Source organism: Pseudomonas sp. AK106, from assembly GCF_053903055.1.
The window spans coordinates 997,026-1,022,828 of sequence record NZ_CP096426.1 but is presented as its reverse complement, the minus strand read 5'-3'; the positions used below and the strand labels follow the sequence as shown (position 1 = coordinate 1,022,828).

Below are 25,803 nucleotides of genomic sequence, written 5' to 3'. Positions count from 1 at the left end.
AAAGTCTTGGCCCTTGGGCCAGACACGTCGCCCGAGTCGATCAAATCGACCCGGGCAAACGCGCAGCAGCTGACTAGCCCGGAACGCGACGGATCTTCGCGCCCAGCATCTGCAGTTTTTCTTCGATGCACTCGTAACCACGGTCGATGTGGTAGATGCGGTCGATCAGCGTGTCGCCTTCGGCAACGAGCGCCGAAATGACCAGGCTCGCCGAAGCACGCAGGTCGGTCGCCATCACAGGCGCGCCCTTGAGCTTGGTGCAACCGGTGACAATCGCGGTGTTGCCTTCGACCTGAATCTGCGCGCCCATGCGGTGCATTTCATACACGTGCATGAAGCGGTTTTCGAAGATGGTCTCGATGACCGTTCCGGTACCCTCGGCAATGGCATTCAGCGAGATGAACTGCGCCTGCATGTCGGTCGGAAACGCCGGGTACGGCGCAGTGCGCACGTTGACCGCTTTCGGACGTTTGCCGTGCATGTTCAACTCGATCCAGTTGCTGCCCGTGGTGATCTCGGCACCGGCTTCACGCAGCTTCTCGAGAACCGCTTCGAGAATCGTCGGATCGGTGTCCTTGAGCTTCACACGGCCGCCGGTTGCCGCCGCCGCCACCAGATAGGTGCCGGTTTCGATACGGTCGGGCATCACGCGATAGGTCGCCGAACCGAGACGTTTAACGCCATCGATGGTGATGGTGTCGGTGCCGGCGCCAGAGACTTTACCGCCCATGGCGTTGATGAAGTTCGCCAGGTCGACGACTTCAGGTTCACGCGCGGCGTTTTGCAGGACGCTGCGGCCGTTGGCCAGGGCAGCGGCCATCATGATGTTCTCGGTACCTGTGACGCTGACGGTGTCGAAGAAGAAGTGCGCGCCACGCAGGCCGCCTTCCGGCGCCTTGGCCTTGATGTAACCGCCTTCGACGTCGATGATCGCGCCCATGGCTTCAAGACCACGGATGTGCAGATCGACAGGACGCGAACCGATGGCGCAACCGCCAGGCAGTGCCACTTCGGCTTCACCGAATCGGGCAACCATCGGACCCAGCACGAGGATCGACGCACGCATGGTTTTCACCAGTTCGTACGGAGCGACCAGGGTCTTGATGGTGCGCGGATCGATTTCGACGCTGAGCTTTTCGTCGATGATCGGCTCGATCCCCATGCGACCGAACAGCTCGATCATGGTGGTGATGTCGTGCAGGTGCGGCAGGTTGGCGACGGTCACAGGACCATCAGCCAGCAGCGTGGCTGCGAGAATCGGCAGAGCGGAGTTTTTCGCCCCGGAGATGCGGATTTCGCCATCAAGACGAATGCCGCCAGTAATAATCAGTTTATCCATTGGAATCTCGACGCCGTTTTGGCTCAGGTGCGCTCGGCCCATGCAGCGCGGCTGAAAAATTTCATGGTGACCGCGTGGATGCTGCCATCGGCGATCCATGGGTTCAAATGCGTGTAGATCTGCTGCTGGCGCTTGACCGGGCTCAGTGCGGCCAGTTCGTCGCTGATCACGTTCAGCTGGAAATTACAGCCTTCGCCTTCAACTTCGACCTGGATATCTGGCAACTTAGCTTCCAGGAAGCTTTTAACTTCTACGGCCTGCATGCTTAACCTCTATCGGCGCCCTACGCGCGCGGGTCGGCCATCATACAAAAAAGCCCTCTCGTTGCGAACCCTACTTTGCAAGGGGCGGACGAGGGGCTTGATCGATGAAAGCAATTAATGGTGCTGCAACAGCTCGGTGAGCTCAGAGACTTTGGCGATTTCCTGCATGTCTTCTGGCAACGCCCGGACGGTGAGTAACTTGCCCGCCGCCTGAGCATCGCGCATGAATGCGAGGAGCAATGAAAGGCCGACACTGCTGGATTTTTCCACGCCGGAGCAGTCCAGCGTCAAAGCCGCTTCGGTGCTGGCCTTAATGAGCGCCGCGCCCTGCTCGCGCAAGGCGGGCCCGGTCCGATAGTCGACCACGCCGGAGAGCATCAGCTCTCCGCCGCCAGCGGCAGTAACGGACGCTTGACTCATTTGACGACCTTGTCGCTGGAGGCTTCCGAGGTCTCTTTGGCCTTGGCGACTTCGCCAGCCCAACCGTCGATGGTTTTGTCCAGGTTGTTACCGTTGCGCTGCATGGCGTCAGCGAACTGATCGCGGAACAGCTTGCCGATGTTGATGCCGTTGATGATAACGTTACGCACTTTCCACTCACCGCCGATTTTGACGAGGGTGTAGGAAACAGGGTAAACCGCGCCGTTGTTGCCCTTGACCGACATGTCAACGGAAGTGCGATCAGCACCTTCCTGCTTGGCAGGAGAAACAGTGATGCCCTGGTTGTTGTACTCAAGCAGTGCGTTGCCATAGAACTGGATCAGGCTGCGCTTGAAGTTTTCCTGGAACCGCTGCATCTGCGCCGGGGTGGCGTTGCGCGAATACTTCACGGTCATGATGCTTTTGGAAATGCCATCGGCGTCGATGACCGGGCCGACGATGCCATTGAGTGCATCGTAGAACGCTTGCGGATTGGACTTGTAGGTTTCCTTGTTGGCGGACAGATCAGCCAGCAATTGCTTGGTGGTGCGATCAACCAGGTCGTGGGCGGAAGCATCGGACGCCGCTGCATTAGCAAACAATGGCAGGGCGGCCAGCAGCACCAGAAGGCCACGGCGCAGAATCGAGATCATGAAAAAACTCCTCATTTGGCGTCTTTGCCCACTGAATTGAGCAGGAATTTACCGATCAGGTCTTCGAGTACCAACGAGGACTGGGTGTCATGGATGGTGCCGCCGTCTTTCAACAGCTGGTCATCACCACCGACACTGATGCCGATGTATTTTTCACCCAGCAGGCCCGCGGTCAGAATGGAAGCGGTGGAATCCGAAGGCAGGTTATTGACCCGCTTGTTCACTTCCATCGTCACACGACCGGTGAAGGTATCGTGATCCAGATCGATTGCAGTGACCTTGCCAATGTTCACACCGGCCATGGTCACTTTCGCTCTGACAGTCAAACCGGCGATATTGTCGAAATTTGCGTAAAGTTTATAAGTGTCGGTGTTGGCGCTGGCACTCAGACCGCTGACGCGCAGGGCGAGCAGGAGCAAAGCCAGGATACCGGCCAGCAGAAACAGGCCTACACCGGTTTCGAGGGTGCGGTTTTGCATCAGAAGTCTCCAAACATCAAGGCGGTCATAATAAAGTCCAGGCCCAGTACGGCCAATGACGCGTAGACCACGGTCTTGGTCGTGGCGCGACTGATCCCTTCGGACGTCGGCTCGCAGTCATAGCCCTGAAACACGGCAATCCAGGTGACGACAAAAGCGAACACGACGCTCTTGATGACACCGTTGAGTACATCATCGGTAAACGAAACGCTGTTCTGCATGTTGGCCCAGAAGGAGCCTTCGTAAACGCCCAGCCAGTCGACCGCCACCCACGAACCACCCCAGATGCCAACCACGCTGAAGATCAGCGCCAGCACCGGCAGCGAGATGAAGCCTGCCCAGAGACGCGGCGCGACGATGTATTTGAGCGGGTCAACGCCAATCATCTCGAGGCTGGAAAGCTGCTCGGTGGATTTCATGTTGCCGATTTCAGCGGTGAGCGCAGAGCCTGCACGACCGGCGAACAATAGAGCGGTAACGACCGGGCCGAGTTCACGCAGCAACGTCAGGGCAACCATCTGCCCCACAGCCTGCTCGGAGCCGTACTTGGCGAGAATGCTGAAGCCTTGCAGCGCCAGCACCATGCCGATGAACACGCCGGACACGACAATAATGGCCAGAGACATGACGCCTACCGAGTGCAGCTGACGCAGCAGCAGTTGAAAGCCGCCGCCGATTCCGCCACGCCCGAGCAACGCATGAACCAGAAAAATCCCTGAACGACCCAGCACTGCAACTATATCGATCGCCGAACGCCCCATCAGGCGTACGCGATCCATTAAAGACTTTCTGCGCATCAGCGCTTCCCCAAAAGATCGTCGCGATAATCCGGTGCCGGATAATGGAAAGGCACCGGCCCGTCGGGATCGCCCGTCATGAACTGACGTATACGAGGGTTATCCGACTCCATCAGTTCCTGCGGTGTGCCCTGCCCCAGCACCTGACCGTCACCGACGACATAGAGATAGTCGGCGATGCTCGCGGTCTCGGCGAGATCGTGAGACACCACGATACTGGTGATACCCAGCGCGTCATTCAGTAGCCTGATCAGCCGTACCAGCACGCCCATGGCGATAGGGTCCTGGCCCACGAAGGGTTCGTCGTACATGAGGATCTGGGGATCCAGCGCGATGGCACGCGCCAGCGCAACACGACGCTTCATGCCACCCGACAGCTCGTCGGGCATCAGATCAACGGCCCCACGAAGCCCGACCGCCTGCAGCTTCAGCAGGACGATGTCGCGGATCATGTCTTCAGGCAGTTTGGTGTGGACCCGCAGCGGAAACGCCACGTTTTCGAAAACGTCGAGATCGGTGAACAGTGCGCCGCTCTGAAAGAGCACGCCCATCTGCTTGCGCGCGTCGAAAAGATCGCTGCGCGATAGCTTGGGCAAATTCTGGCCATTGACCCAGACTTCGCCAGCGCTGGGACGCAGTTGTGCTCCCATCAATCGCAGCAGGGTGGTTTTACCACTGCCGGACGGCCCCATGATGCCGGTGACTTTGCCCCGGGGGATGCTGATGTCCACATTATTGAAGATGCTGCGCGCACCGCGCTTGAAGGAAACGCCCTTCAGCTCGACCGCGTAGGCGTTATCGGCACTCATCTAAACTCCTTGCGATGCAACCTGTCTCTCAGATGCCGCGTTCTTGACGAACGACACACTTTTGGAGGGGCCGAACAAGCGGCGGACTATACCACCGCTCTCGCACGCCGCCCAAGCTTCAACGTGTCAAGTCGCAAACAAAGAAGGGTATTAAGGACGGTGTGGAATTTTCGTACCCATCGCCAGCCTTTATCACGCAGTTGCTGAAGGACGTGTCCTTTCATTAAACAAACAGCAACGATGAAGCGTGAGGCTTTTGAACATTGCCGCTATAATCCCCGGCTTTTGACCAAGCGACCCCTTCCGATATGTCCAATGCGCGCAATCTGATTGAATCGGCACAGAGCACCATCCGCCTTGAAATAGAAGCCGTGGAAGGTCTGCTTGCGCATATCAATGCCGATTTCATCAGCGCATGCGACATGATCCTGGGCAGTCAGGGCCGCGTGGTCGTGGTCGGCATGGGCAAGTCGGGCCATATCGGCAAGAAGATCGCCGCGACCCTCGCCAGCACCGGCACTCCCTCGTTTTTCGTGCACCCGGCCGAGGCCAGCCACGGCGACATGGGCATGATCACCAGCGCCGACATCATTCTGGCCCTGTCCAACTCGGGCACGACGGCCGAGATCGTCACGTTGCTGCCGCTGATCAAGCGTCTGGGCATCAAGATGATCAGCCTTACTGGCAACCCGGACTCAACGCTGGCCAAAGCCGCCGACGTCAACCTTAATGCGCGGGTCGAAAAAGAAGCCTGCCCGCTGAATCTGGCGCCCACCTCCTCCACCACGGCGGCGCTGGTCATGGGCGACGCCCTGGCCGTTGCACTGCTGGACGCCAGAGGCTTCACCGCCGAAGACTTCGCCTTCTCCCACCCGGGCGGTGCGCTGGGTCGTCGGCTGCTGTTGAAGGTCGAGCATGTGATGCACACTGGCGCCAACCTGCCGCAGGTTGCGCGGGGCACGCCGCTTCGCGATTCGCTGATGGAAATGACCCGCAAGGGGCTGGGCATGACCGCCATCCTCGAGAGCGACGGACGCCTTGCCGGTATCTTCACGGACGGTGACTTGCGTCGCACACTGGATCGCCCGATCGACATACGCCTGGCCACCATTGATGAAGTGATGACCGTCCATGGCAAGACTGTACGGCCGGAAATGCTCGCGGCCGAAGCTTTGAAAATCATGGAAGACAACAAGATCGGCGCACTTATTGTGGTCGACGAGAACGACCGCCCGGTTGGCGCGTTCAACCTTCAAGACCTGCTTCGCGCAGGCGTCATGTAAATGAGCGCCGATATGAATGACCTGATGCAACGCGGCAAGAACATCAAACTGGCGATCTTCGACGTCGATGGCGTACTCACCGATGGGCGCCTGTATTTCCTCGAAGACGGCAGCGAGTTCAAGACGTTCAACACCCTCGACGGCCAGGGCATCAAGATGCTCATCAACTCGGGCGTGACCACTGCCATCATCAGCGGGCGCAAGACCCCGGTGGTTGAGCGGCGAGCGAAGAACCTCGGCATCGCGCACCTTTATCAGGGCCGCGAAGACAAACTCGTGGTCCTCGACGAGCTTTTGCAGCAACTGAATCTAAGCTACGAGCAGGTCGCGTATCTGGGTGACGATCTGCCTGATCTGCCGGTCATTCGCCGGGTCGGCCTGGGCATGGCCGTTGCCAATGCTGCCAGCTTTGTCCGCGAGCATGCCGATGGCATTACCCAGGCACGTGGCGGCGAAGGCGCTGCCCGCGAATTCTGCGAGTTGATCTTGAAGGCTCAGGGCAACCTCGAAGCGGCTCATGCCGCCTACCTATAGAAGTGCATTTATGCTGAGCAAAAAGTTTCGTACGTTTCTGCTGTTCGGTGTGCTGGCATTGCTGCTGGCAGCGGTCGGCTACTGGAACATCAGTCCGGAAAGCTTCCTCGATCAACCCAAGGCTGCCGTGGATGAAAGCGCTGTCGATTACTACGCGACCAACGCCCACAGCATTCAGTACCTGCCCGACGGAACCATGCAGTACGACATGACCGCCGACAAGGTCGAGCACTTGAAAGCCACCGACGTCACCCTGATGACCACGCCGGTGCTGCAGATGTATCGAGGTTCGACCTTCCCGTGGCACGTACAGAGCGTTCGCGCCGAAGTGTCGCCGGGGGGTGATCACGTCGAGCTGATCGACTCGGTGCGCATCAACCGCACCGATGAAAAGAACCGCACCACCATCATCACCAGCAGCCGCATGACTGTATTCCCGCAGAAGCAATATGCGGAGACTGCCCAACCCGTTAGAATCGACGGCCTTGGCGGTGTAACGACCGGCACGGGTATGAAAGCGTATCTGAAAGAAAGCAGGATGAACCTGCTATCCAACGTAAGAGGACAGTATGAGGCTCGTTAAAACCCTTCCTTTTTTGCTCGGCCTGGGCGCAGCACTGGGAAGCGCGAGCGCCTGGTCTCTGCCGACGGATCGCGATCAACCCATCCACATCCAGTCGGATGACGCGCAACTGGACGACAAGCAAGGCATCGCCACTTACAAGGGCAATGTCATCATCACCCAGGGCACGATGAAGATCACCGGCAACACCGTGACCATCACCCGGACACCGCAAGGCGACGTGGACGTGTTCACGTCCGTGGGCAACCTGGCCTATTACGAGCAGAAGCCATCGGTGGACAAACCGATCGTTCAGGCCTGGGGCGTCACCATCCAGTACTTCGCGGCCCAGAACCGCATCGTGCTGATCGACAAGGCCAAAGTAGTCAACGACGGCAACACGTCCGAAGGCGAGAAAATCGTCTATGACACCGTCAAGCAGGTCGTGAACGCCGGCCGTGCCAACGGCACCAAGGTCACCGCACCACGCCCTCGCATCGACATGGTCATCCAGCCGAAAAAGAAAACCGACCAGCAGAAGGCCCAGTAATGGCAACGCTGAAAGCCCAACATCTGGCCAAGGCCTATAAAAGCCGCCAGGTCGTACGTGACGTCAGCCTGTCCATCGAGAGCGGTCAGATTGTCGGCCTGCTCGGCCCCAACGGCGCCGGCAAGACCACCTGCTTCTACATGATCGTCGGCCTGGTTCAGGCCGATCAGGGTCGCGTTCTTATCGACGACCAGGACGTCAGCCACCAGCCGATGCACGGCCGCGCTCGCGCCGGTATTGGCTACCTGCCACAGGAAGCGTCGATCTTCCGCAAGCTCTCCGTCTCGGACAACATCATGGCGATTCTGGAGACCCGCAAGGAGCTCGATCGCACTGCCCGTCGCAAGGAGCTGGAAAGCCTGCTGCAGGAATTCCACATCACCCACATTCGCGACAACCTGGGCATGAGCCTGTCGGGCGGTGAACGTCGCCGCGTGGAAATCGCACGCGCCCTCGCCACTTCGCCGAAATTCATTCTGCTCGACGAACCTTTTGCCGGTGTTGACCCTATTTCCGTAGGCGACATCAAGCAGATCATTCACCACCTCAAGGCCAAAGGGATCGGCGTGCTGATCACCGACCACAACGTGCGTGAAACGCTGGATATCTGCGAAACCGCCTACATCGTCAACGATGGGCAGCTAATTGCCGAAGGCGACGCCGAATCCATCCTTGCCAACCAATTGGTCAAGGAAGTGTATCTGGGTCACGAGTTCCGCCTGTAACCGCAGTGATGACACGAGGTTGTGCGGTACGCCGCAACGCGCGCTATCGCCGACCTCGTTTTTTAATTGTCATCACACTCTAGGCAAACCCTCCAGCTTCAGGCATATAATTTGCTTAAGTTGGCGCCCTCGGCGCCCTGGTAGTAAATGGCGCGCAGTGCGCCGGCGAATAAGGTGTTAAGCCCTGCCATGAAACCTTCGCTAGTCTTGAGAATGGGCCAGCAGCTGACGATGACGCCTCAGCTGCAACAGGCAATCCGCTTGCTTCAGTTGTCGACGCTGGATCTCCAACAGGAGATTCAGGAGGCGCTGGAGTCGAACCCGATGCTGGAACGGCAGGAGGAAGGCGACGATTTCGACAACGCCGACCCCTTGGCGGATAACGTAGAGCAAAAGCCCAACGCTGATGTTCAGGAGCCCACCTACCAGGAATCGGCGCCTACCGTCGACAATCTGGATGAGGGCGACTGGAACGAGCGCATCCCCAACGAGTTGCCTGTCGACACCGCGTGGGAAGACGTCTATCAGACCAGCGCCAGCAGCCTGCCCAGCAATGACGATGACGAGTGGGATTTCACCACCCGCACCTCCGTTGGCGAAAGCCTGCAAAGCCACCTGCTCTGGCAGCTCAACCTCGCGCCGATGTCGGACACCGATCGCCTGATCGCCGTGACGCTGATCGACTGCATCAACAACCAGGGCTACCTCGACGAAACACTGGAAGAATTGCTCGACGCTTTCGATCCTGAGCTCGATATCGAGCTGGACGAAATCGAAGCCGTTCTGCACCGCATCCAGCAGTTCGAGCCTGCGGGCATCGGCGCTCGCAACCTGAGCGAATGCCTGCTGCTGCAGCTCCGTCAGTTGCCGGCTAAAACCAGGTGGCTGGCGGAAGCGCAGAAGCTGGTCAGCGACTACATCGATCTGTTGGGCAGCCGCGACTACGCGCAACTGATGCGCCGCATGAAGCTCAAGGAAGACGACCTGCGGCAGGTCATTGAACTGGTCCAGAGCCTCAACCCGCGCCCCGGCTCGCAGATCGAGTCCAGTGAAGCCGAATACGTTGTGCCTGACGTCATCGTGCGCAAGGACAACGAGCGCTGGCTGGTGGAGCTGAACCAGGAATCCGTGCCGCGCCTGCGGGTCAATCCGCAGTACGCGGGGTTCGTGCGTCGTGCCGATACCAGCGCCGACAATACGTTCATGCGCAATCAGCTGCAGGAAGCGCGCTGGTTCATCAAGAGCCTGCAAAGCCGTAACGAGACGCTGATGAAGGTGGCGACGCAAATCGTTGAACACCAGCGCGGCTTCCTTGAGTACGGCGACGAGGCCATGAAGCCGCTGGTTCTGCATGACATCGCTGAGGCGGTCGGCATGCACGAATCGACGATTTCCCGGGTCACCACGCAGAAATTCATGCACACCCCACGCGGGATCTACGAACTCAAATATTTCTTTTCCAGCCACGTCAGCACCTCGGAAGGCGGCGAATGCTCGTCCACGGCGATTCGCGCGATCATCAAAAAACTGGTCGCTGCGGAAAATCAGAAAAAGCCGTTGAGTGACAGCAAGATCGCTGGTTTACTGGAAGCACAAGGCATTCAAGTGGCCCGTCGCACAGTCGCCAAGTACCGTGAATCCCTTGGGATCTCGCCGTCCAGCGAACGCAAGCGACTGATGTAAAGGTCACATGTCAAAGTGTTCCAGTGGCAGGCATTACGCCTGCCTCTTAATGCACTGGCAACGAAGGAGAAGCTGTATGCAAGTCAACATCAGTGGACACCAGCTGGAAGTGACCGAACCTCTGCGTACCTACATCGGCGAGAAACTCGCCCGACTGGAACGCCATTTTGACAAGATCACGAATGTGCAGGTCACGATGGAGGTCGAGAAGCTCAAGCAGAAGATCGAAGCCACCTTGCACGTTCCTGGCGCTGAAGTGGTTGCCAACGCCGAACACGACGACATGTATGCAGCCATTGACCTGCTTGCCGACAAGCTTGACCGCCAACTCAAAAAACATAAGGAAAAACAGCAAAGTCTGCTGCAAGGCGCGACTGCTCGCTGACACTCCCCACTCATGATCCGACTTGAAAATATTCTGACCCCTGGCCGTTCACTTGTGAACGTGCCAGGCGGCAGCAAAAAAGCCGTACTCCAAAACATCGCCAGCATGATCGGCAAGCAAGTGCCCGATCTTGATGAACAGGTGGTGTTTGAAAGCCTTATTGCCCGTGAAAAACTCGGCTCCACCGGTTTCGGTAATGGCATCGCCATTCCCCACTGCCGCCTGAAGGGCTGTACAACGCCTGTCAGCGCCGTGCTGCATCTCGAGAAACCCATCGATTTCGACGCCATCGACGGCGCGCCGGTTGACCTGCTGTTTGTGCTGCTGGTCCCGGAAGCGGCCACCGATGCTCACTTGGAACTGCTGCGCCAGATCGCCAGCATGCTCGACCGTGACGATGTGCGTAAGCGCCTGCGCGCCGCCAAAACCGACGAAGAGCTTTACAGCGTCGTGCTCGACGTCCAGAACGGTCACTGATCATGCGCATGATCATCGTCAGCGGCCGCTCCGGCTCCGGCAAGAGCACGGCCCTCGACGTCCTTGAAGACAGCGGTTTCTACTGCGTCGACAATTTGCCCGCCGGCCTGCTCCCGGAGCTGGCCGAGCGCGCACTGATCAACACCGAATTGGCCGAGCCTTTACTGGCGGTCTCGATTGACGCGCGCAACCTGCCCAGTCACCTGACCCGATTCCCACGCATGCTCGCCGAGGTACGCGCCCGCCACATCCAGTGCGACGTGCTGTTCCTCGATGCAGATGAACCTACCCTGCTCAAGCGTTTTTCCGAGACCCGTCGCCGTCATCCGTTGAGCACGGCAACGCGCTCGCTGGCCGAAGCCATTCGTGACGAGAAGACCCTGCTCGGCCCGATCATCGATCTGGCTGATCTGACGGTCGACACTACGCACCTGAATCTCTATCAGCTGCGCGACATTCTCAAATTGCGCCTGCTGAACAAACCCGAACCGGGCACTGCCTTCCTCATCGAATCCTTCGGCTTCAAGCGCGGCATGCCCGTGGACGCCGACCTGGTTTTCGACGTGCGCTGCCTGCCCAACCCGTACTGGAAACCCGAACTGCGCGAGCAGTCGGGCCTCGACAAGCCGGTTGCCGAGTACCTCGCAGCACAACCCGACGTCGAAGAAATGTTCCAGGACATCTTCTCGTATCTCAATAAGTGGTTGCCGCGCTTTGCCGCCAGCAATCGCGCCTACGTCACTATTGCCATTGGCTGCACCGGCGGACACCACCGCTCCGTCTACCTGACCGAACGTCTGGGTCAGGTCCTGCAGCAATCGCTCAAGAATGTTCAGGTCCGCCACCGCGACCTAAGCTGAAAGGACCTCCATCGCGATGCCCGCTCTAGAAATCACCATCATCAACAAGCTGGGTCTGCACGCCCGGGCCGCCGCCAAGTTCGTGGGTGTTGCCGGCAAGTACCCGTGTCAGATCAGGGTCGGCCGCACCCCGGAAACCATGGTCGATGGCAAAAGCATCATGGCCGTCATGATGCTGGCTGCCGGTAAGGGCACCCTGATCCACCTGGCCACCGAAGGTGAAGAAGCCGATGCGGCGCTGGCGGGGCTGGTGGAACTGATCAACAACAAGTTTGACGAAGGCGAATAAGCCTACCGCCGCACGACGCCTCCATTTCCCCGTCAGAGATGATCGATGCCACTGACAGCCAAGCCTCCATTCTCACGAGGGATCAGATCCGGTTCCGAGAAGATGCTGATGCTGGGCAGCGCCGTGGCGGTGGCCGCCATACTCGCCATCGTGACCTGGTTGCTGTTTCGGGAGCTGGGGACGGCCAACGAAGCCGCTGTGCGCTCGGCAAACAATGTGGTGCAGTTGATCGACGCTGACGTGCAGCGCAATGCCGAGCTGTATGACACCTCCCTATTGGGCCTGATCGCGGCCTGGCGACGGCCCGATGTCATGACGATCTCTCCGGAATTGCGTCAGCTGGTGCTCTTCGACCGGGCCACGGCGGCGCCCTTCAAGGGCGATGTGGTGCTGCTGGATGACACCGGGCGCATCGTCGCCGACTCCACCTCGCTGACGCCTCGGCTGGACAACTTCTCAGACCGGCCAGGCTTTCAGAAACACCGGGGCAGCGGCTCACTGGCGCTGGTGGTCGACGGGCCCTTCCTTTCGCGCTGGGGCTTCAAGGACCTGTGCATCAGTTTCAGTCGCCGTCTCCCCTCCGCCAACGGCCAGTTCGTCGGCATTGCCAGTGCATCAATGCGCCTGTCGTACTTCGATCAACTGTTTCGCACGCTGGACATCGGTCCCACCAGCACCGTCAACCTGCTCAGCGCGGATGGCGTGATGCTCGCCCGGCAACCCGACGACAACAACCGGACCTTCATCGGCCAGAACTTCAGCATGCGGCCCAACTTCAAACGCATTCTGAGGGAGGTCAACGGCAGCTTTGCGGCGATATCCGAACTCGACGGTGCTGAGCGGCTTTACACCTTCTCACGGGTGGGTGACTTGCCATTGATCGTCGTGGTCGCTCAATCCCGGGACGACGTCTACGCGCTGTGGAAACGCAACGCGCTGCTGGTGGCAAGCGCGACCGGTTTGCTGTGCCTCGGGATCCTCTCGCTGTCCTGGCTGTTGGGCCGCCAACTGCGCCTGCGCCAGAACGCCGAGCGTGAACTGGCCGGGCTGGCGTCCACAGATGGGCTGACCGGCCTGGCCAACCGGCGCAGGCTGGATCAGGTGCTCAAGCAGGAATGGGCGCGGGGCATGCGTTCGGAAAGGCCTTTGGCACTCCTGATGATTGATGTGGATCACTTCAAGGCCTTCAACGATCGACACGGGCATCATGGCGGCGACGTCGCATTACGCAGCGTTGCCCAGACCCTGACCGCCAGCATCCGCAGGCCGGGTGACCTCGCCGCGCGCTATGGCGGTGAGGAGTTCATGGTGGTGCTCCCGGAAACCGACAAGGCAGGTGCCTGTGTGATCGCGGAAAAGCTGCGTCTGGCGATAGAAGCACTTCCGCCTTTCGCCGAGGACACAGTGCCCATCACCGTCAGCATCGGCGTGGCCACGCACCTGCCGGCGACCCACGATCTGCCCGAGCCGCTGTTTCACGCCGCGGACCGGGCCCTGTACCGGGCCAAGAAACAAGGCAGGAACCGCGTGGAATTCGAACCCTATGTAGCGCCCTCTGCCGAATCGCAGGCATAAAAAAACGCCAGACTGGCTGGCGTTTTTCGACGTTACCGCGAATTACTTGTTGGCAGCACGAACGGTGTCACGCAGGGCTTTAACCTTGTCGTGGTTCGCTTGCACACCCTGCAGCTGACGCTGGATCAGGGTAGTGACGTTAACTGGCAAGTTCTTCTCGGTAGCTTCCTGGGCAGCCTTTTTGTAAGCCTTCAGCGCGTGGTCTTCACCGCTTTCGACTTCGTTCAGGACCGCTTCGTCGTTCTTGCCGCTCAACGCGCTTTTCAGGTTGACCCACAGGCGGTGTGCGCCGCCAGCGATGCTGGAGGAATCTTCTGGATCGCCGCCCAGTGCACGTACTTCAGCTTGAAGCTCGGCAACCGACGTCTTGCAGCCAGAAGAACGGGAGAGCAGGTAGGCCTTGATTTCCGGGTTCTTGGCGTCTTCAGCAGCAGTGTGAAAACCTTTCTCACCGTCAATGCTGGTCTCGATCAAGTCATTCAGGGTAGAGATGGCTTCTTTGTTGATATCCGACATTTTGCGGTTCCTTTTTGGCAGGTTTATCAAAGGTCTGGTTAACGAAACACTCGATAGAAGGAATACTGCACTGTGCGTGCCAGCTTTTGCCGATAATAAATAGTGTTATTTTTCAATAGCTTATGAATATCAAGGGACAGTTCATCCGCGCTTTCTGCATGATCTGTGTGTTTGCGTAGTTGCAGAATGCACGTATCGTCTGAGTTCACTTGAACGGATAAGCGGCTTTTGGATGAACCCGGAAAGACTCAAACTGTTGGTGACTCGCGAAATACCGTTCGGCAAGTATCAGGGGAGACTGCTGGCGGACCTGCCGGGCGATTACCTGAACTGGTTTGCTCGAAAGGGTTTCCCGGCAGGCGAGTTGGGCAGCCTGCTGGCACTGATGCACGAGATTGATCACAACGGCCTGTCGGCGCTGCTGGATCCTCTGCGCACCCGCCCTCGCGAACCGCTGCGGCCGGGCCCGTCGAAAACACCCATACGCTTCAACTAAACATCCATTGATAAAAGCGAGCCGCCGGATGAACAGCACTGCATGCGCAATAACGGAATGGGCGGATGAACAGGCTCGGGACGAAGCGTTCTGGCAGCAGGTCGCGGCGCAGTACGACGTCGAACCGGGGCCGGTGAATTTCGAATACGGCTATTTCGGCCGCATGACCCGCGCAGCACTCAAGGATTACGAGCAGAACCTGGCGTACGTCAATCGCAGCAACTCGGTCTACGTGCGGCAGAAGTTCGATACCGAAGACAGCGAGATCATCCGCGCCGACCTCGCCGATCTGCTGAACGTGCCGGCCCGCGAAGTGGCCCTCACCCGCTCCGCGTCGGAGTCGGTGCAAGCGCTGATTCGCAACTACAACGGCCTTGTGGCAGGCGACCAGGTCCTGGTCAGCGACCTGGATTACAACAGCGTCCAGACCGGCATGCGCTGGCTGGCGAAGAACCGTGGCGTTGAGGTGATCGAAGTCACTCACCAGCATCCCGCGAGCCACGAAGGGCTGCTGCAGACCTACCGCGAGGCGTTTGCTGCACACCCACGGCTCAAACTGGTGGCGCTGACGTACGTCACCCACCGAACCGGGCTGGTGATGCCGGTGAAGGCCATCGCCGAGCTGGCCAAGGCCCACGGCATCGAAGTCATTCTGGATGGCGCCCATGCCCTGGGCCTGCTGGATTTCGAGCTTGCTGACCTTGGCGTGTCGTTCGCCGGCTTCAACCTGCAGAAATGGATAGGCGCGCCGCTGAGCCTGGGCTTTATTTACGTGAAGCAGGAACGCCTGAGCGCCATCGACCCCGACATGGCAGACGAGCGCTACGGTGCGGACGACATCCTCGGCCGCGTGCCCTACGGGACGCCGAACATCCCCGCCCTGATGACCCTGCCCAAAGTGTTCGCCGAGCATCGCGCCATGGGGGGCGCACCGGCCAAGGGTGCACGTTTGGCGTATCTGCGAGACCTGTGGGTCACTCAGGCGCGCAGTATCGAAGGCATCGAGGTGCTGACGCCGGACGACCCGCGACTGTATTGCGGGATCACGTCATTTCGGTTCATCCGTCACGCAGATCAGGAACTCATGGTCAAGCGCCTGCTCGATGAACACAGCATTTTTGCAGTAACGCGGGAAGGCTCGGCCTGCGGGACGTGCATTCGCATCACGCCGGGATTCACCACGTCGGCAAAGGACGTTGAACAGCTGGTCGCGGCACTTCGCGCATTGGCGTGAGCCCTGCGCTATAGGCTGCACCGGGATCAACGCCCCTGACGGGATCGTGGAAAAAAGACGGCGCCTTCATGACGAAGGCGCCGTAAATCCATCGAGAAACGAACTACAAAGGAGCGGCAAAGATAAGCGCTCCCGCCGCTGCCTGTGCGGTACATATGTATTGCGTGTAAACGACGCAAAAAAAAACGGCGTTCCCGACCAAGGAACACCGTAAAAAAGCCATGCAACAACGACTTCTGCAGCAACGCCCCGCGGGACGCTATAAACGGATCATGCTCAGCAGTAGACCAGCCCCCAGTTGAACGGGGGCTGTCCAAACGTGCGCCTGAACCGGCGAATCCAGACTCAGTCGAACAACGCGATGGCTTCGGCAGTGGCGTCGGTAATCCGCTGCCAGTCGCCGTTCTTCACCCACGCGTTATCGATCATCCAGGTGCCGCCGACGCACATCACGTTGGGCAGCGCCATGTAGTTTTTCAGGTTGGCCGCACTGACACCGCCGGTGGGGCAGAAACGCACTTCCGGGAATGGACCGCCCAGTGCCTTGATTGCACCGACACCGCCACTGATTTCCGCCGGAAACAGCTTGAAGCGACGATAACCCAGCGCGTAACCGATCATGATTTCCGACGCGCTGCTGATGCCTGGCAGCAGCGGCAATTCGCTCAGTGCGGCAGCTTCCAGCAGATCCTGAGTGCTGCCCGGGGTGACGATGAACTGTGAACCCGCCTCCTCCGCCGCCTTGAGCATGTGGCGGTCGAGAATGGTGCCGGCGCCAACGCTCAGCTCAGGCCGCGCATCACGCAGCATGCGGATGGCTTTGAGGCCGAACTCCGAGCGCAGGGTGATTTCCAGCGCGTTCAGGCCTCCTGCGGCCAGGGCATCGGCCAGCGGCAGGACATCCTGTTCGCGGGCGATGGTAATGACCGGCAGAATCTTTGCTTTCGCGCAGAGTGCGTCGATCTGGGCAATCTTGCTCGCCATGCTATTCAACGGCTGTTTCACTTGGGTATTTTCCATGGCGGCTGATCCTTTGCTTATGGGCACCAGTAGATCTCTAGAGACGGGTTAAGGAACGCGCGTACCGGCATTTCGGCAAGGTCATCGCCTGCCAGTGCCGCGCGCAATGTGTCGAGTTTGGCCTGACCGGAGACGGACAGGATGGTGGTCGCTGCGCACGCCAGCACCGGACGCGTCAGGGTTAGGCGCTGATGAGGAACGGTCGGTGCGAGCATGGGCAGGCAACGACGGTCGCTGTTGAGATCCAGCGCTTCCTTCAGATGCGGGCTGTCGGGGAACAGCGACGCGGTATGCCCGTCGTCACCCATGCCCAGAATCAGCACGTCGATCTTCGGCAGCGCCTTGAGCGCCTCGTCCGTTGCGGCTGCGGCCTCATCCACTGTGGTGGTCGCACGGTACAAGCTGAAGAACCCCGCCTCGGCCGCCGGGCCCTGAAGCAGAAAACGCTTGAGCAGGCCTTCGTTACTGTCGGCGTGCTCGGTCGGCACCCAGCGCTCGTCAGCCAGACTCACGCAGACTTTCGACCACTCGAGCGGCTTCTGCGCCAGCGCCTTGAAGAACGCCACCGGGCTTTTGCCGCCAGACACCACCAACGTGGCCGTGCCGTGAGGATTGCTGGAAATTGCCGCCGTCAGACGCTCGGCCACCTGATCGGCCAGCGCGTTCGCCAGCACTTCAGGGTTATCGAATTCGTGGGCCTTTAGACCGGCCGGAAATTCAAGTTCACATATCGCCATACCAGGACCTCCCGTCACGCGTAATAAGAGCAATGGAGCTCATCGGCCCCCAGGAACCGGCCGGGTAAGGCTTGGGCGCATCGCCCGCCTTTTTCCAGCCAGCGATCAACTGGTCGCACCATTGCCAGGCGTATTCGATTTCGTCTTTGCGCACAAACAGGTTCTGATTGCCACGCATGACCTCCAGCAACAACCGCTCGTAGGCGTCCGGCACACGGGCGCTGCGGTAGGCGTCGGAGAAGCTCAGTTGCAAAGGGTTGCTGCGTAGCTGCATGCCTTTGTCCAGGCCCTGATCCTTGGTCATCACTTGCAGCGAGATGCCTTCATCGGGCTGCAGGCGGATGATCAGGCGGTTGCTGATCTGCAAGCGCTGCTCGGGCGCAAAGATGTAATGCGGCGGCTCTTTGAAGTGGATCACGATCTGCGACAGCTTCTGCGGCATGCGCTTGCCGGTCCGCAAATAGAACGGCACGCCCGACCAACGCCAGTTACGGATGTCGGCACGAATGGCGACGAACGTCTCAGTGTCGCTCTGGGTGTTGGAGTTTTCTTCCTCCAGATAACCCGGCACCGGCTTGCCGTCGCTGTAACCGGCGATGTATTGACCGCGCACCACCTGGGTGGCCAGACGCTCCGGCGTGAACGGCGCCAGTGCCTTGAGCACTTTCACCTTCTCGTCACGGATGCTGTCGGCCGACAGGTCGCTGGGCGGGTCCATCGCGATCAGGCACAGCAGCTGCAGCAGGTGATTCTGGATCATGTCGCGCAGTTGACCGGCCTGGTCGAAATAGCCCCAACGCCCTTCGATGCCGACCTTCTCTGCCACGGTGATTTCCACATGGGAGATGTGGTTCTGGTTCCACTGCGTCTCGAACAGGCTGTTGGCAAAACGCAGGGCAATGAGGTTCTGCACCGTGTCCTTGCCCAGGTAATGGTCGATCCGGTAGATGCGGGTTTCAGGCAGGAACCTGGCAACGGCGTCATTGACGCGACGGGACGACGCGAGGTCATGGCCGATGGGTTTTTCCAGCACCGCCCGGGTGCGATCGGTAAGGCCGACCAGCGCGAGGTTTTCGCAGATGGCGCCGTAGACCGACGCCGGCGTCGCGAAGTAGGCAATCATGGTCGGCGCGTCGCCCACCGCTTCGGCGAGCGCGACGTAATCTTCGCCCTTGAGGAAGTCCACGTGCAGGTAACTCAGGCGGGCCTGAAAACGCTCCACGTGCTCAGTCTCAAGCTGCGCCTCGGGGACGAAGCGACGCAGGCTTTTATCAATGTAGGCCAAGTGCTCCTCAGGAGTTCCCGGCTCACGGGCCAACGCAATAATTCGGGTCTCGGCATGCAGCAGTCCAGCTCGATCAAGCTGGTACAACGCAGGAAACAGTTTGCGTACCGCCAGGTCACCCAAGGCGCCAAACAACGCAAAAGTGCACGGTTCAACCGTAATCGAGAGCATAATGTTGGTTCTTTTATCAAGTTAAGCTACAAATACCTTTTTTAAAGGCGTTACTCAAGGCCAAATGTAGTAATAACCACAACATTCCCACTAGAACCACATTAGAGTGGTGATCACCACAGGCCCTCAGTACGATAGGCCACCTTTGCGACAGGCTAAAGGCCCAATTCCCACTCTTCAAATAAAGGCCTGTTCACCCGCCTGTCGACGTTTCATCAGAAGGACAAACAATGGACCGCGTACGCAATCTTCTGGAGCAGATCCAGAGTCGTCTGGAAGAGCTGAACAAGGCCGAGCGCAAGGTCGCCGAGGCGATTCTGAGCAATCCGCAGCAGGCCACCCGGTTCAGCATCGCTGCGCTGGCCCAGGCCGCCAAGGTCAGTGAGCCGACGGTCAACCGCTTCTGCCGCTCATTCGATGTCAGCGGCTATCCAGAGCTGAAACTGCAACTGGCCCAGAGCCTGGCCAGCGGCGCCGCCTACGTCAGCCGCGCGGTGGAAGCCGATGACAACCCGGAGGCCTACACCCGCAAGATTTTCGGCAGTGCCATCGCGTCCCTCGACAGCGTGTGCCAGGTGCTTGACCCCAACCTGATCAGCAAAGCGGTGGACTTGTTGATTCAGGCGCGGCAGATTCACTTCTTCGGCCTCGGGGCTTCGGCGCCGGTGGCACTGGACGCGCAGCATAAATTCTTCCGTTTCAATCTCGCCGTCACGGCCCACGCCGACGTGCTGGTGCAGCGCATGCTGGCCTCGGTGGCCCACACCGGCGAGCTGTTCGTGATCATTTCCTACACCGGACGCACCCGCGAGCTGGTGGAAGTGGCGCGCATCGCCCGTGAAAATGGCGCGTCGGTGCTGGGACTGACCGCTGCCGACTCGCCACTGGCAAAAGCCAGCACGCTGAGCCTGAACATTCCGCTGCCGGAAGATACCGACATCTATATGCCGATGACCTCGCGGATCGTCCAACTGACAGTGCTGGATGTGCTGGCGACCGGCATGACCCTGCGTCGGGGCGTCGATTTCCAGCCGCACCTGCGCAAGATCAAGGAAAGCCTGAACGCGAGCCGTTATCCGGCGGACGATGAATTGAACTGATCGACGGACGGAACCCTGTCAAGACAGGCGTCGGGACAGGTCAGTGAACCAGACTGGCCTGCAGACTCAAACTGGCGTGCTGCCCAGGGGCCAGGCTCAGGCAATCATCCACACCTGACGCCGCCTCGACCCGCAAAAAACCCATGGCTTCATCGCCACCCACGCCCAGCAACGGTCGGTTGCCCGGGTGCCAGACCACCGTGCTGTCGCTGTCGCCGGTGTCGATGTTCAAACGCCGCTGCCAGGCGTCGTCCTGCAGCTCAAGCATGCCGGCGTGCTCGAACACCCGCTGACAACTGCCCTGTACCCGCAGCTCGCCCCGCTGCTCGCAGGCGCTGCGGCTGAGTTCGTCATAGCCGTGCGCACCATCGAGCCCACGCAACGCGACGTCCGCCACATCGCTGATGCGCCAGTAGGCGTGCAAGCCATGGCCGAAGTGACAAGGCTCGCTGTCGTCGTGCCGCGTTTCAAGGCGCAGGTCCATCGCCTGGCCGAGCTCGGCGTAGAGATCCGCCTGCCAGTCCCACAGCTTGAGTTGCCAGCGCAATGTCACGCCCGCCTCGTGCTCGTGGCTTTCGACCAGCTTCCAGTCAAGCAGCCGACCCCAGCCATTGGCCGGCCAGCCGCTCTCGCCGGGATGACGCCCGACCCAGGGCCAACTGACCGGCACGCCGCCGCGGATCGCGCCGACCAGAGGCCAGTGCGCGGCGCACCACAGCCAGGGTCTCTGCCCGGCAGGTTCGAAATGCAACAGCTGAGCGCCCTGCCGGCTGAACACGGCCTGGCACTGCGCATGATTGATCACCAGCACATCACGCTGTTGGTAGCGTTCCCACTGAAAGGTCGGTTGCGGTCGCACCGAGGTGAAGAAACGCTGGAGAGGATGCTCGGTTGAGCCGGGATCCCTGAAGGGCATCGTTGTAGCGCTCCAGATAGCGGTCACTCGTCACGCGAGAAAAAATGCTCCGAATGCGGAGCCATTGCTGCGGAATAAATAGCGGAAAAAAAACGGGCAGCCAGGCTGCCCGTAAAGCACACACGACCCTTGATCGTTTGTGGAGCGCGGAGGAGCGTCCGCTTTAAGTTAGAACTTCGATTGAATCTTGATGCCGGCAACCAGTGCGTTCTGGACGTCGTCCACACCGCCCGGGCTCTTCACGTACTGCAGGTTGGGACGCACGGTCAGCCAGTCGGTGACGTGCACACCGTAGTAGATTTCCGAGTTGTATTCGGTCTTCTGGATCGGCAGGTAGCCTGGGTTGTCGTAGTCTTCGATACCGTTGACGGCGTTGACCAGACGACGGTTGTCCTGGGCATCATCGTTGACGTGGATACGCGCGACGCCGATACCGATGTCATCCTTCGGACGTGCATCGAACGGGCCTTTGTAGACGAAGCCGACCTGCTGGTAGTTGTCGACGAAGTTGGTGGCTTTGTCATGCACAGTCGCGTTGGCGAAAATGCTCAGACCACGGGATGCGTCGCCGTTGTGAGCGGTCAGCTGTTGCTGAGCCACGACCCACCAGCCGTGCTTGTCTTTGTGGGACTTGAAGTCACCGCCAGCGATTGCCTGAGGCTGACCGTTCTCGTTCTCGTAGAGATCGTCGGCGCTCGGGTTGCTCACGTAGTAGCCCAGACGGTATTCGCCGGGCAGCGAGTTGACGTTTGGCGACCACACCACTTCAACCGGTACGACGGTGCCTTTCGAGCCGCTGCCGCTGAGTTTGAAGCTGTTGCCGGTTTCGAGGTACGAAGGGTTCTGCTCGTAGACGCCGATCTGGGCGAACAACTCAGGCGTGATGTTGTACTTCACGCGTGCAGCCCACTGGCTGACAGGCCAGTTGTACCAGGTGTTGACGTAGTTACCGACCTGCGAGCCGCAGAACGAAAGGTTCTGGAAGTCGCAAGGGAAGCTGTTGAAGTCTTCGCCTTCGCCGAAACGGCCGACCTTGATGTCGAGCTTGCCGTCGAAGTACTTCTGCTTGACCCACATCTGGGTCAGACGCCAGGTCTGGCCACGGCCCCAGACTTCCTGGGAGGAGCTGAGCGTGCCGGCACGCGGATCACCGATACGATCGTTGGAGATGTTGTTGCCACTACGCTCGGTGATCGCAAGCTTGAACTCTGCGTCGTGCCAGCCGAGGATTTTTTGCAGGTCCATCTGAACGCCAAACGCAAACTGATCGCTGTAGCGGCCCGTCCGGTCGTCGTTATAACCACCGTTGAGGTTGGAGGCGGCTTCGCCCACGTACTCGATCGGGAAGTCGTAACCCTTGTCGTACAGCTCTTGACGCAGACCACCCCAATCACCGGTCATGTGCTCGCTGGCTTTGAAGGGCTCCATTGCAAACGCCGTTCCGGAAACCGTCAACGCGCTCAGGACAGACAACCCACCGATCAGCTGAAACTGGTTAAGCGACTTGTTACGTACCTTTTTCATCCCTTGGATCCTCGTTTTATTGTTATTAGCTTTTGAACAGCGTTGTAACCACGTACATCGTGTGCATGACGGGTTTTGTACGGCAGACATCCACCCGTCACAGGTGCTCGTTTGTGCAGTGCTCCTGCACGTCGGGATCAGCTGCGGTTGAGCCGCGTGACATTTCCCATGCTCTCCACCGACTGACTCGGTGCCAGCACGCCCAGGCGCTCGCCGGTTTTCGCGTCGAACAGCAGAACCTTCGCCGGATCGAACTGCAGCGTCAAGGTCTCGCCCACAGCAGGTGCAATATCCGGCGCCAGACGGCAGCAGACCTTGCTCTCGTTGAGGGTAACGAATACCAGCGTATCCGGGCCAGTGGGCTCGGTCACCTGGACTTCAGCGCGAATCGTCGGCAGAAGACCTGCAGCATCACCGGACGCTAGCACGATCTGCTCGGGACGCAGGCCCAGAATCACCTCACGGTCCTCGAGACCGGCGTCGTTCATGCTCATCGGCAGCTCGCAGCGGGCCTGACCGCTGTCCAGCAGTGCGACGAGGCGACCGTCCTTGCGCTGCAGGCGCAGCGGGATGAAGTTCATTGGCGGCGAGCCGATGAAGCTCGCCACGAACAGGTTGGCCGGATCGTTGTAGATCTGCTTCGGCGTGCCGAACTGCTGAATGATGCCGTCCTTCATGACCGCCACTTTGTCGCCCAGGGTCATTGCTTCGATCTGGTCGTGGGTCACGTAAACCGTAGTGGTCTTAAGGCGCTGGTGCATCAGCTTCATTTCGGTCCGCATCTCGACGCGCAGTTTGGCGTCGAGGTTGGAGAGCGGCTCATCGAACAGGTAGATTTTGGGACGACGGGCCAGCGCCCGGCCCATGGCCACGCGTTGTTGCTGACCACCGGACAGTTGCCCCGGCTTGCGGTTGAGCAGGTGTTCGATCTGCAGCAGCTTGGCAACCCGCGCCACTTCCGCATCGATGTCAGCCTGAGGCATCTTGCGAATCTTCAACCCGAATTCGATGTTCTCGCGCACGCTCATGGTCGGGTACAGCGCGTAGGACTGGAACACCATCGCGATGTCGCGATCCTTCGGGCTCATGCCGCTGACGTCCTGATCACCGATCATGATCGCGCCGCCGGTAATGTTTTCCAGCCCGGCGATGCAGTTCATCAGGGTCGACTTACCGCAGCCCGAAGGGCCGACCAGAATCAGGAATTCGCCTTCTTTGATGGAGAGTTCGATGTTCTTCAGGGTGTCCGGAAGACCGGCCCCGTAAGTCTTGTTTACATTGCGTAGTTCAAGCGTTGCCATGATTACCCCTTGACTGCGCCGGCCGTCAGCCCGCGCACGAAATACTTGCCTGCGACCACGTAGACCAGCAGGGTCGGCAGCCCGGCGATCATCGCCGCCGCCATATCAACGTTGTATTCCTTGGCGCCTGTGCTGGTGTTGACCAGGTTGTTCAGCGCGACCGTGATCGGCTGCGAATCACCACTGGAGAACACCACACCGAACAGGAAGTCGTTCCAGATCTGAGTGAATTGCCAGATCAGGCAGACCATGATGATCGGCGTCGACATCGGCAGAATGATCCGACGGAAGATGGTGAAGAAGCCGGCACCGTCAAGACGTGCAGCCTTCACCAGTGCTTCTGGGATGCTGACGTAGTAATTGCGGAAGAACAGTGTGGTGAACGCCAGACCGTAGACAACGTGAATGAAAACCAGCCCCGTCGTGGTATTGGCCAGGCCCATCTTGCCAAGGGTGAAAGACGCAGGCAGCAGGACGGTCTGAAACGGCAGGAAGCAGCCGAACAGCAGCAGGCCGAAGAACAACTGCGAACCGCGGAAGCGCCACATCGACAGCACGTAGCCGTTCAGCGCACCAATGGTGGTGGAAATCAGCACTGCGGGAACGGTGATCAGGAACGAGTTCCAGAAATAACCTTTTACCGTCGCCCAGGCTTTGATCCAGCCGATTGCGGTGACTTCGGTCGGCCAGCTGAGCAGGTTGCCGCTGCCAATATCCTCCGGCGACTTGAAGCTGGTCAACAGCATGACCACCAGCGGCACCAGATAAAGCAATACGGCAACGATCAGCACCGCATAAATGGCGAAGCGGCTCAGGCTGAGGGCGGGCTTATTGGCGAGACTAGTCATTGCGCTTGGCCCTCAGCTCGGAATACAGATAAGGCACAAGGATCGCAAGAATCGCGCCCAGCATCAGAATCGCACTGGCCGAACCCATGCCCATCTGGCCACGGCTGAAGGTGAACGAGTACATGAACATTGCCGGCAGGTCGGACGAATAGCCCGGGCCACCGGCCGTCATGGCAGCGACCAGGTCGAAGCTCTTGATGGCGATATGCGCCAGAATCATGACCGCACTGAAGAACACCGGACGCAGGCTTGGCAGCACGACCTTCCAGTAGATTTTCGGCATGCTCGCACCGTCGATCTGCGCGGCGCGGATGATCGACTGGTCGACGCCGCGAAGGCCCGCCAGGAACATCGCCATGATGAAGCCCGACGCCTGCCATACAGCAGCGATCACCAGGCAGTACACAACACGGTCCGGATCGATCAGCCAGTCCAGGCGAAAGCCTTCCCAGCCCCAGTCACGCAACAGTTTGTCCAGGCCCATGCCTGGGTTGAGCAGCCATTTCCAGGCCGTACCGGTGACGATCATCGAGAGCGCCATCGGGTACAGATAAATGGTGCGGATAAAGCCTTCGCGGCGGATGCGCTGGTCCAGAAAGACCGCCAGCAGCACGCCCACCACCATGCTGATGCCGATGAACATGCCACCGAACACCGCGAGGTTTTTGCTCGCTACCCACCAGCGGTCGTTGTCGAACAACCGCGCATATTGCGCCAGACCCACGAATTTGTAGGTCGGCAGAAAAGTCGAGTTGGTGAACGACAGAACGAACGTCCACAGGATATAGCCGTAGAAGCCCACCAATACGATGAACATGCTGGGCGCCAGCACCAGTTTGGGTAGCCAGCGCTGCAGTGCATCAAACGGCGAGGCTTTGCTGAACACAGCAACAGAACTCATGGTGAAAATCCAATAAAAAGTGAAAGCGGCCGCAAGTCGCAAGCCTCAAGCTGCAAGTCAGAAGCCAATCA

General features: G+C 59.4%; 30 protein-coding genes. 14 read left to right on the top strand and 16 right to left on the bottom strand.

Annotated elements, in window-relative coordinates; translation table 11 throughout:
* Positions 1 to 73: 73 nt before the first annotated feature.
* The 7 genes from murA to M1E04_RS04615 form a co-directional block, all read right to left on the bottom strand.
* The gene (murA, locus tag M1E04_RS04645; RefSeq protein ID WP_065993161.1) at positions 74 to 1,339 is read right to left on the bottom strand and encodes a UDP-N-acetylglucosamine 1-carboxyvinyltransferase; all 1,266 of its coding nucleotides are present in this window, start codon (positions 1,337 to 1,339) and stop codon (positions 74 to 76) included.
* Positions 1,340 to 1,362: 23 nt separating this feature from the next.
* Complete coding sequence (locus M1E04_RS04640; RefSeq protein ID WP_065992095.1) at positions 1,363 to 1,602, bottom strand: BolA family protein; 240 nt, start codon at positions 1,600 to 1,602, stop codon at positions 1,363 to 1,365.
* Between the two features lie 114 nt (positions 1,603 to 1,716).
* The gene (locus M1E04_RS04635) at positions 1,717 to 2,022 is read right to left on the bottom strand and encodes an STAS domain-containing protein (protein WP_065992094.1); all 306 of its coding nucleotides are present in this window, start codon (positions 2,020 to 2,022) and stop codon (positions 1,717 to 1,719) included.
* Positions 2,019 to 2,675 carry an MlaC/ttg2D family ABC transporter substrate-binding protein gene (locus tag M1E04_RS04630; RefSeq protein ID WP_065992093.1) on the bottom strand — a complete coding sequence of 219 codons (657 nt, stop codon included), beginning with the start codon at positions 2,673 to 2,675 and terminating at the stop codon, positions 2,019 to 2,021. Before M1E04_RS04630 ends, M1E04_RS04635 begins: the two co-directional genes overlap by 4 nt.
* Positions 2,676 to 2,686: 11 nt before the next feature.
* A complete protein-coding gene (gene mlaD / locus M1E04_RS04625; protein ID WP_065992091.1) occupies positions 2,687 to 3,154 on the bottom strand; it encodes an outer membrane lipid asymmetry maintenance protein MlaD in 468 nt (155 codons plus the stop codon).
* Complete coding sequence (mlaE, locus tag M1E04_RS04620) at positions 3,154 to 3,951, bottom strand: lipid asymmetry maintenance ABC transporter permease subunit MlaE (RefSeq protein WP_192132717.1); 798 nt, start codon at positions 3,949 to 3,951, stop codon at positions 3,154 to 3,156. The genes mlaD and mlaE overlap by 1 nt, the downstream gene beginning before the upstream one ends.
* A complete protein-coding gene (locus tag M1E04_RS04615; protein WP_065992087.1) occupies positions 3,951 to 4,760 on the bottom strand; it encodes an ATP-binding cassette domain-containing protein in 810 nt (269 codons plus the stop codon). The genes mlaE and M1E04_RS04615 overlap by 1 nt, the downstream gene beginning before the upstream one ends.
* Positions 4,761 to 5,068: 308 nt before the next feature.
* On the opposite strand from M1E04_RS04615, the gene M1E04_RS04610 reads away from it, so the two are divergent.
* The 11 genes from M1E04_RS04610 (at position 5,069) to M1E04_RS04560 (ending at position 13,683) form a co-directional block, all read left to right on the top strand.
* On the top strand, positions 5,069 to 6,043 hold the full coding sequence (locus tag M1E04_RS04610) for a KpsF/GutQ family sugar-phosphate isomerase (RefSeq protein WP_296306121.1): 975 nt from the start codon (positions 5,069 to 5,071) through the stop codon (positions 6,041 to 6,043).
* The gene (kdsC, locus tag M1E04_RS04605) at positions 6,044 to 6,577 is read left to right on the top strand and encodes a 3-deoxy-manno-octulosonate-8-phosphatase KdsC (RefSeq protein ID WP_065992081.1); all 534 of its coding nucleotides are present in this window, start codon (positions 6,044 to 6,046) and stop codon (positions 6,575 to 6,577) included. It begins immediately after the preceding gene.
* 10 nt (positions 6,578 to 6,587) lie between these two features.
* A complete protein-coding gene (gene lptC, locus M1E04_RS04600; RefSeq protein ID WP_037014789.1) occupies positions 6,588 to 7,160 on the top strand; it encodes an LPS export ABC transporter periplasmic protein LptC in 573 nt (190 codons plus the stop codon).
* Positions 7,147 to 7,689 carry a lipopolysaccharide transport periplasmic protein LptA gene (lptA, locus tag M1E04_RS04595; protein WP_037014791.1) on the top strand — a complete coding sequence of 181 codons (543 nt, stop codon included), beginning with the start codon at positions 7,147 to 7,149 and terminating at the stop codon, positions 7,687 to 7,689. Before lptC ends, lptA begins: the two co-directional genes overlap by 14 nt.
* Positions 7,689 to 8,414, top strand: coding sequence for an LPS export ABC transporter ATP-binding protein (gene lptB, locus M1E04_RS04590; RefSeq protein ID WP_065992079.1), 726 nt, complete (start codon positions 7,689 to 7,691; stop codon positions 8,412 to 8,414). The genes lptA and lptB overlap by 1 nt, the downstream gene beginning before the upstream one ends.
* Positions 8,415 to 8,603: 189 nt before the next feature.
* Positions 8,604 to 10,097: an RNA polymerase factor sigma-54 gene (locus M1E04_RS04585; RefSeq protein WP_065992077.1), complete on the top strand. Its 1,494-nt coding sequence runs from the start codon at positions 8,604 to 8,606 to the stop codon at positions 10,095 to 10,097.
* Between the two features lie 76 nt (positions 10,098 to 10,173).
* Positions 10,174 to 10,482, top strand: coding sequence for a ribosome hibernation-promoting factor, HPF/YfiA family (gene hpf / locus M1E04_RS04580; protein WP_037014798.1), 309 nt, complete (start codon positions 10,174 to 10,176; stop codon positions 10,480 to 10,482).
* Positions 10,483 to 10,494: 12 nt separating this feature from the next.
* Positions 10,495 to 10,959: a PTS IIA-like nitrogen regulatory protein PtsN gene (ptsN, locus tag M1E04_RS04575; protein ID WP_065992075.1), complete on the top strand. Its 465-nt coding sequence runs from the start codon at positions 10,495 to 10,497 to the stop codon at positions 10,957 to 10,959.
* Positions 10,960 to 10,961: 2 nt separating this feature from the next.
* On the top strand, positions 10,962 to 11,819 hold the full coding sequence (gene rapZ, locus M1E04_RS04570) for an RNase adapter RapZ (RefSeq protein ID WP_065992073.1): 858 nt from the start codon (positions 10,962 to 10,964) through the stop codon (positions 11,817 to 11,819).
* Between the two features lie 16 nt (positions 11,820 to 11,835).
* The gene (locus M1E04_RS04565) at positions 11,836 to 12,108 is read left to right on the top strand and encodes an HPr family phosphocarrier protein (RefSeq protein ID WP_065992070.1); all 273 of its coding nucleotides are present in this window, start codon (positions 11,836 to 11,838) and stop codon (positions 12,106 to 12,108) included.
* Positions 12,109 to 12,210: 102 nt separating this feature from the next.
* A complete protein-coding gene (locus tag M1E04_RS04560; RefSeq protein ID WP_369318476.1) occupies positions 12,211 to 13,683 on the top strand; it encodes a sensor domain-containing diguanylate cyclase in 1,473 nt (490 codons plus the stop codon).
* Between the two features lie 42 nt (positions 13,684 to 13,725).
* Here M1E04_RS04560 and M1E04_RS04555 read toward each other — a convergent pair whose 3' ends face one another.
* Positions 13,726 to 14,199, bottom strand: coding sequence for a PA2169 family four-helix-bundle protein (locus M1E04_RS04555; RefSeq protein WP_369318477.1), 474 nt, complete (start codon positions 14,197 to 14,199; stop codon positions 13,726 to 13,728).
* Between the two features lie 232 nt (positions 14,200 to 14,431).
* Between M1E04_RS04555 and M1E04_RS04550 the strand changes: the two genes are divergently transcribed.
* Both M1E04_RS04550 and M1E04_RS04545 read left to right on the top strand, forming a co-directional pair.
* Positions 14,432 to 14,695, top strand: coding sequence for a DUF3820 family protein (locus tag M1E04_RS04550; protein WP_369318478.1), 264 nt, complete (start codon positions 14,432 to 14,434; stop codon positions 14,693 to 14,695).
* Positions 14,696 to 14,723: 28 nt separating this feature from the next.
* Positions 14,724 to 15,929, top strand: a complete 1,206-nt coding sequence (locus M1E04_RS04545; protein ID WP_369318479.1) for an aminotransferase class V-fold PLP-dependent enzyme — start codon at positions 14,724 to 14,726, stop codon at positions 15,927 to 15,929.
* Between the two features lie 345 nt (positions 15,930 to 16,274).
* On the opposite strand, the gene M1E04_RS04540 is transcribed toward M1E04_RS04545, so the two are convergent.
* The 3 genes from M1E04_RS04540 to zwf are packed head-to-tail and all read right to left on the bottom strand — an operon-like array spanning position 16,275 to position 19,142.
* Entirely contained in the window at positions 16,275 to 16,949 is a 675-nt protein-coding gene (locus M1E04_RS04540) for a bifunctional 4-hydroxy-2-oxoglutarate aldolase/2-dehydro-3-deoxy-phosphogluconate aldolase (RefSeq protein WP_065992060.1), read from the bottom strand.
* A gap of 17 nt (positions 16,950 to 16,966) precedes the next feature.
* Positions 16,967 to 17,686 carry a 6-phosphogluconolactonase gene (pgl, locus tag M1E04_RS04535; protein ID WP_369318481.1) on the bottom strand — a complete coding sequence of 240 codons (720 nt, stop codon included), beginning with the start codon at positions 17,684 to 17,686 and terminating at the stop codon, positions 16,967 to 16,969.
* Positions 17,673 to 19,142, bottom strand: coding sequence for a glucose-6-phosphate dehydrogenase (gene zwf, locus M1E04_RS04530; protein ID WP_296306117.1), 1,470 nt, complete (start codon positions 19,140 to 19,142; stop codon positions 17,673 to 17,675). The genes pgl and zwf overlap by 14 nt, the downstream gene beginning before the upstream one ends.
* Positions 19,143 to 19,372: 230 nt before the next feature.
* Between zwf and M1E04_RS04525 the strand changes: the two genes are divergently transcribed.
* A complete protein-coding gene (locus M1E04_RS04525; RefSeq protein WP_065992054.1) occupies positions 19,373 to 20,242 on the top strand; it encodes a MurR/RpiR family transcriptional regulator in 870 nt (289 codons plus the stop codon).
* 40 nt (positions 20,243 to 20,282) lie between these two features.
* On the opposite strand, the gene M1E04_RS04520 is transcribed toward M1E04_RS04525, so the two are convergent.
* The 5 genes from M1E04_RS04520 to M1E04_RS04500 all read right to left on the bottom strand — a co-directional run bounded on the left by M1E04_RS04520 (position 20,283) and on the right by M1E04_RS04500 (position 25,732).
* Complete coding sequence (locus M1E04_RS04520) at positions 20,283 to 21,158, bottom strand: aldose epimerase family protein (protein WP_065992050.1); 876 nt, start codon at positions 21,156 to 21,158, stop codon at positions 20,283 to 20,285.
* Positions 21,159 to 21,326: 168 nt separating this feature from the next.
* On the bottom strand, positions 21,327 to 22,682 hold the full coding sequence (locus M1E04_RS04515) for a carbohydrate porin (RefSeq protein ID WP_065992048.1): 1,356 nt from the start codon (positions 22,680 to 22,682) through the stop codon (positions 21,327 to 21,329).
* Positions 22,683 to 22,819: 137 nt separating this feature from the next.
* Positions 22,820 to 23,983, bottom strand: coding sequence for an ABC transporter ATP-binding protein (locus tag M1E04_RS04510; protein ID WP_192132702.1), 1,164 nt, complete (start codon positions 23,981 to 23,983; stop codon positions 22,820 to 22,822).
* Positions 23,984 to 23,985: 2 nt separating this feature from the next.
* A complete protein-coding gene (locus M1E04_RS04505) occupies positions 23,986 to 24,831 on the bottom strand; it encodes a carbohydrate ABC transporter permease (RefSeq protein ID WP_456292470.1) in 846 nt (281 codons plus the stop codon).
* A complete protein-coding gene (locus M1E04_RS04500) occupies positions 24,824 to 25,732 on the bottom strand; it encodes a carbohydrate ABC transporter permease (RefSeq protein WP_037014845.1) in 909 nt (302 codons plus the stop codon). Before M1E04_RS04500 ends, M1E04_RS04505 begins: the two co-directional genes overlap by 8 nt.
* Between the last annotated feature and the right edge of the window lie 71 nt (positions 25,733 to 25,803).

Coding starts and splice junctions, on each gene's coding strand:
- murA (WP_065993161.1), bottom strand. CDS start 1,339: ATGGATAAACTGATTATTACTGGCGGCATTCGTCTTGATGGCGAAATC.
- M1E04_RS04640 (WP_065992095.1), bottom strand. CDS start 1,602: ATGCAGGCCGTAGAAGTTAAAAGCTTCCTGGAAGCTAAGTTGCCAGAT.
- M1E04_RS04635 (WP_065992094.1), bottom strand. CDS start 2,022: ATGAGTCAAGCGTCCGTTACTGCCGCTGGCGGCGGAGAGCTGATGCTC.
- M1E04_RS04630 (WP_065992093.1), bottom strand. CDS start 2,675: ATGATCTCGATTCTGCGCCGTGGCCTTCTGGTGCTGCTGGCCGCCCTG.
- mlaD (WP_065992091.1), bottom strand. CDS start 3,154: ATGCAAAACCGCACCCTCGAAACCGGTGTAGGCCTGTTTCTGCTGGCC.
- mlaE (WP_192132717.1), bottom strand. CDS start 3,951: ATGCGCAGAAAGTCTTTAATGGATCGCGTACGCCTGATGGGGCGTTCG.
- M1E04_RS04615 (WP_065992087.1), bottom strand. CDS start 4,760: ATGAGTGCCGATAACGCCTACGCGGTCGAGCTGAAGGGCGTTTCCTTC.
- M1E04_RS04610 (WP_296306121.1), top strand. CDS start 5,069: ATGTCCAATGCGCGCAATCTGATTGAATCGGCACAGAGCACCATCCGC.
- kdsC (WP_065992081.1), top strand. CDS start 6,044: ATGAGCGCCGATATGAATGACCTGATGCAACGCGGCAAGAACATCAAA.
- lptC (WP_037014789.1), top strand. CDS start 6,588: ATGCTGAGCAAAAAGTTTCGTACGTTTCTGCTGTTCGGTGTGCTGGCA.
- lptA (WP_037014791.1), top strand. CDS start 7,147: ATGAGGCTCGTTAAAACCCTTCCTTTTTTGCTCGGCCTGGGCGCAGCA.
- lptB (WP_065992079.1), top strand. CDS start 7,689: ATGGCAACGCTGAAAGCCCAACATCTGGCCAAGGCCTATAAAAGCCGC.
- M1E04_RS04585 (WP_065992077.1), top strand. CDS start 8,604: ATGAAACCTTCGCTAGTCTTGAGAATGGGCCAGCAGCTGACGATGACG.
- hpf (WP_037014798.1), top strand. CDS start 10,174: ATGCAAGTCAACATCAGTGGACACCAGCTGGAAGTGACCGAACCTCTG.
- ptsN (WP_065992075.1), top strand. CDS start 10,495: ATGATCCGACTTGAAAATATTCTGACCCCTGGCCGTTCACTTGTGAAC.
- rapZ (WP_065992073.1), top strand. CDS start 10,962: ATGCGCATGATCATCGTCAGCGGCCGCTCCGGCTCCGGCAAGAGCACG.
- M1E04_RS04565 (WP_065992070.1), top strand. CDS start 11,836: ATGCCCGCTCTAGAAATCACCATCATCAACAAGCTGGGTCTGCACGCC.
- M1E04_RS04560 (WP_369318476.1), top strand. CDS start 12,211: ATGCTGATGCTGGGCAGCGCCGTGGCGGTGGCCGCCATACTCGCCATC.
- M1E04_RS04555 (WP_369318477.1), bottom strand. CDS start 14,199: ATGTCGGATATCAACAAAGAAGCCATCTCTACCCTGAATGACTTGATC.
- M1E04_RS04550 (WP_369318478.1), top strand. CDS start 14,432: ATGAACCCGGAAAGACTCAAACTGTTGGTGACTCGCGAAATACCGTTC.
- M1E04_RS04545 (WP_369318479.1), top strand. CDS start 14,724: ATGAACAGCACTGCATGCGCAATAACGGAATGGGCGGATGAACAGGCT.
- M1E04_RS04540 (WP_065992060.1), bottom strand. CDS start 16,949: ATGGAAAATACCCAAGTGAAACAGCCGTTGAATAGCATGGCGAGCAAG.
- pgl (WP_369318481.1), bottom strand. CDS start 17,686: ATGGCGATATGTGAACTTGAATTTCCGGCCGGTCTAAAGGCCCACGAA.
- zwf (WP_296306117.1), bottom strand. CDS start 19,142: ATGCTCTCGATTACGGTTGAACCGTGCACTTTTGCGTTGTTTGGCGCC.
- M1E04_RS04525 (WP_065992054.1), top strand. CDS start 19,373: ATGGACCGCGTACGCAATCTTCTGGAGCAGATCCAGAGTCGTCTGGAA.
- M1E04_RS04520 (WP_065992050.1), bottom strand. CDS start 21,158: ATGCCCTTCAGGGATCCCGGCTCAACCGAGCATCCTCTCCAGCGTTTC.
- M1E04_RS04515 (WP_065992048.1), bottom strand. CDS start 22,682: ATGAAAAAGGTACGTAACAAGTCGCTTAACCAGTTTCAGCTGATCGGT.
- M1E04_RS04510 (WP_192132702.1), bottom strand. CDS start 23,983: ATGGCAACGCTTGAACTACGCAATGTAAACAAGACTTACGGGGCCGGT.
- M1E04_RS04505 (WP_456292470.1), bottom strand. CDS start 24,831: ATGACTAGTCTCGCCAATAAGCCCGCCCTCAGCCTGAGCCGCTTCGCC.
- M1E04_RS04500 (WP_037014845.1), bottom strand. CDS start 25,732: ATGAGTTCTGTTGCTGTGTTCAGCAAAGCCTCGCCGTTTGATGCACTG.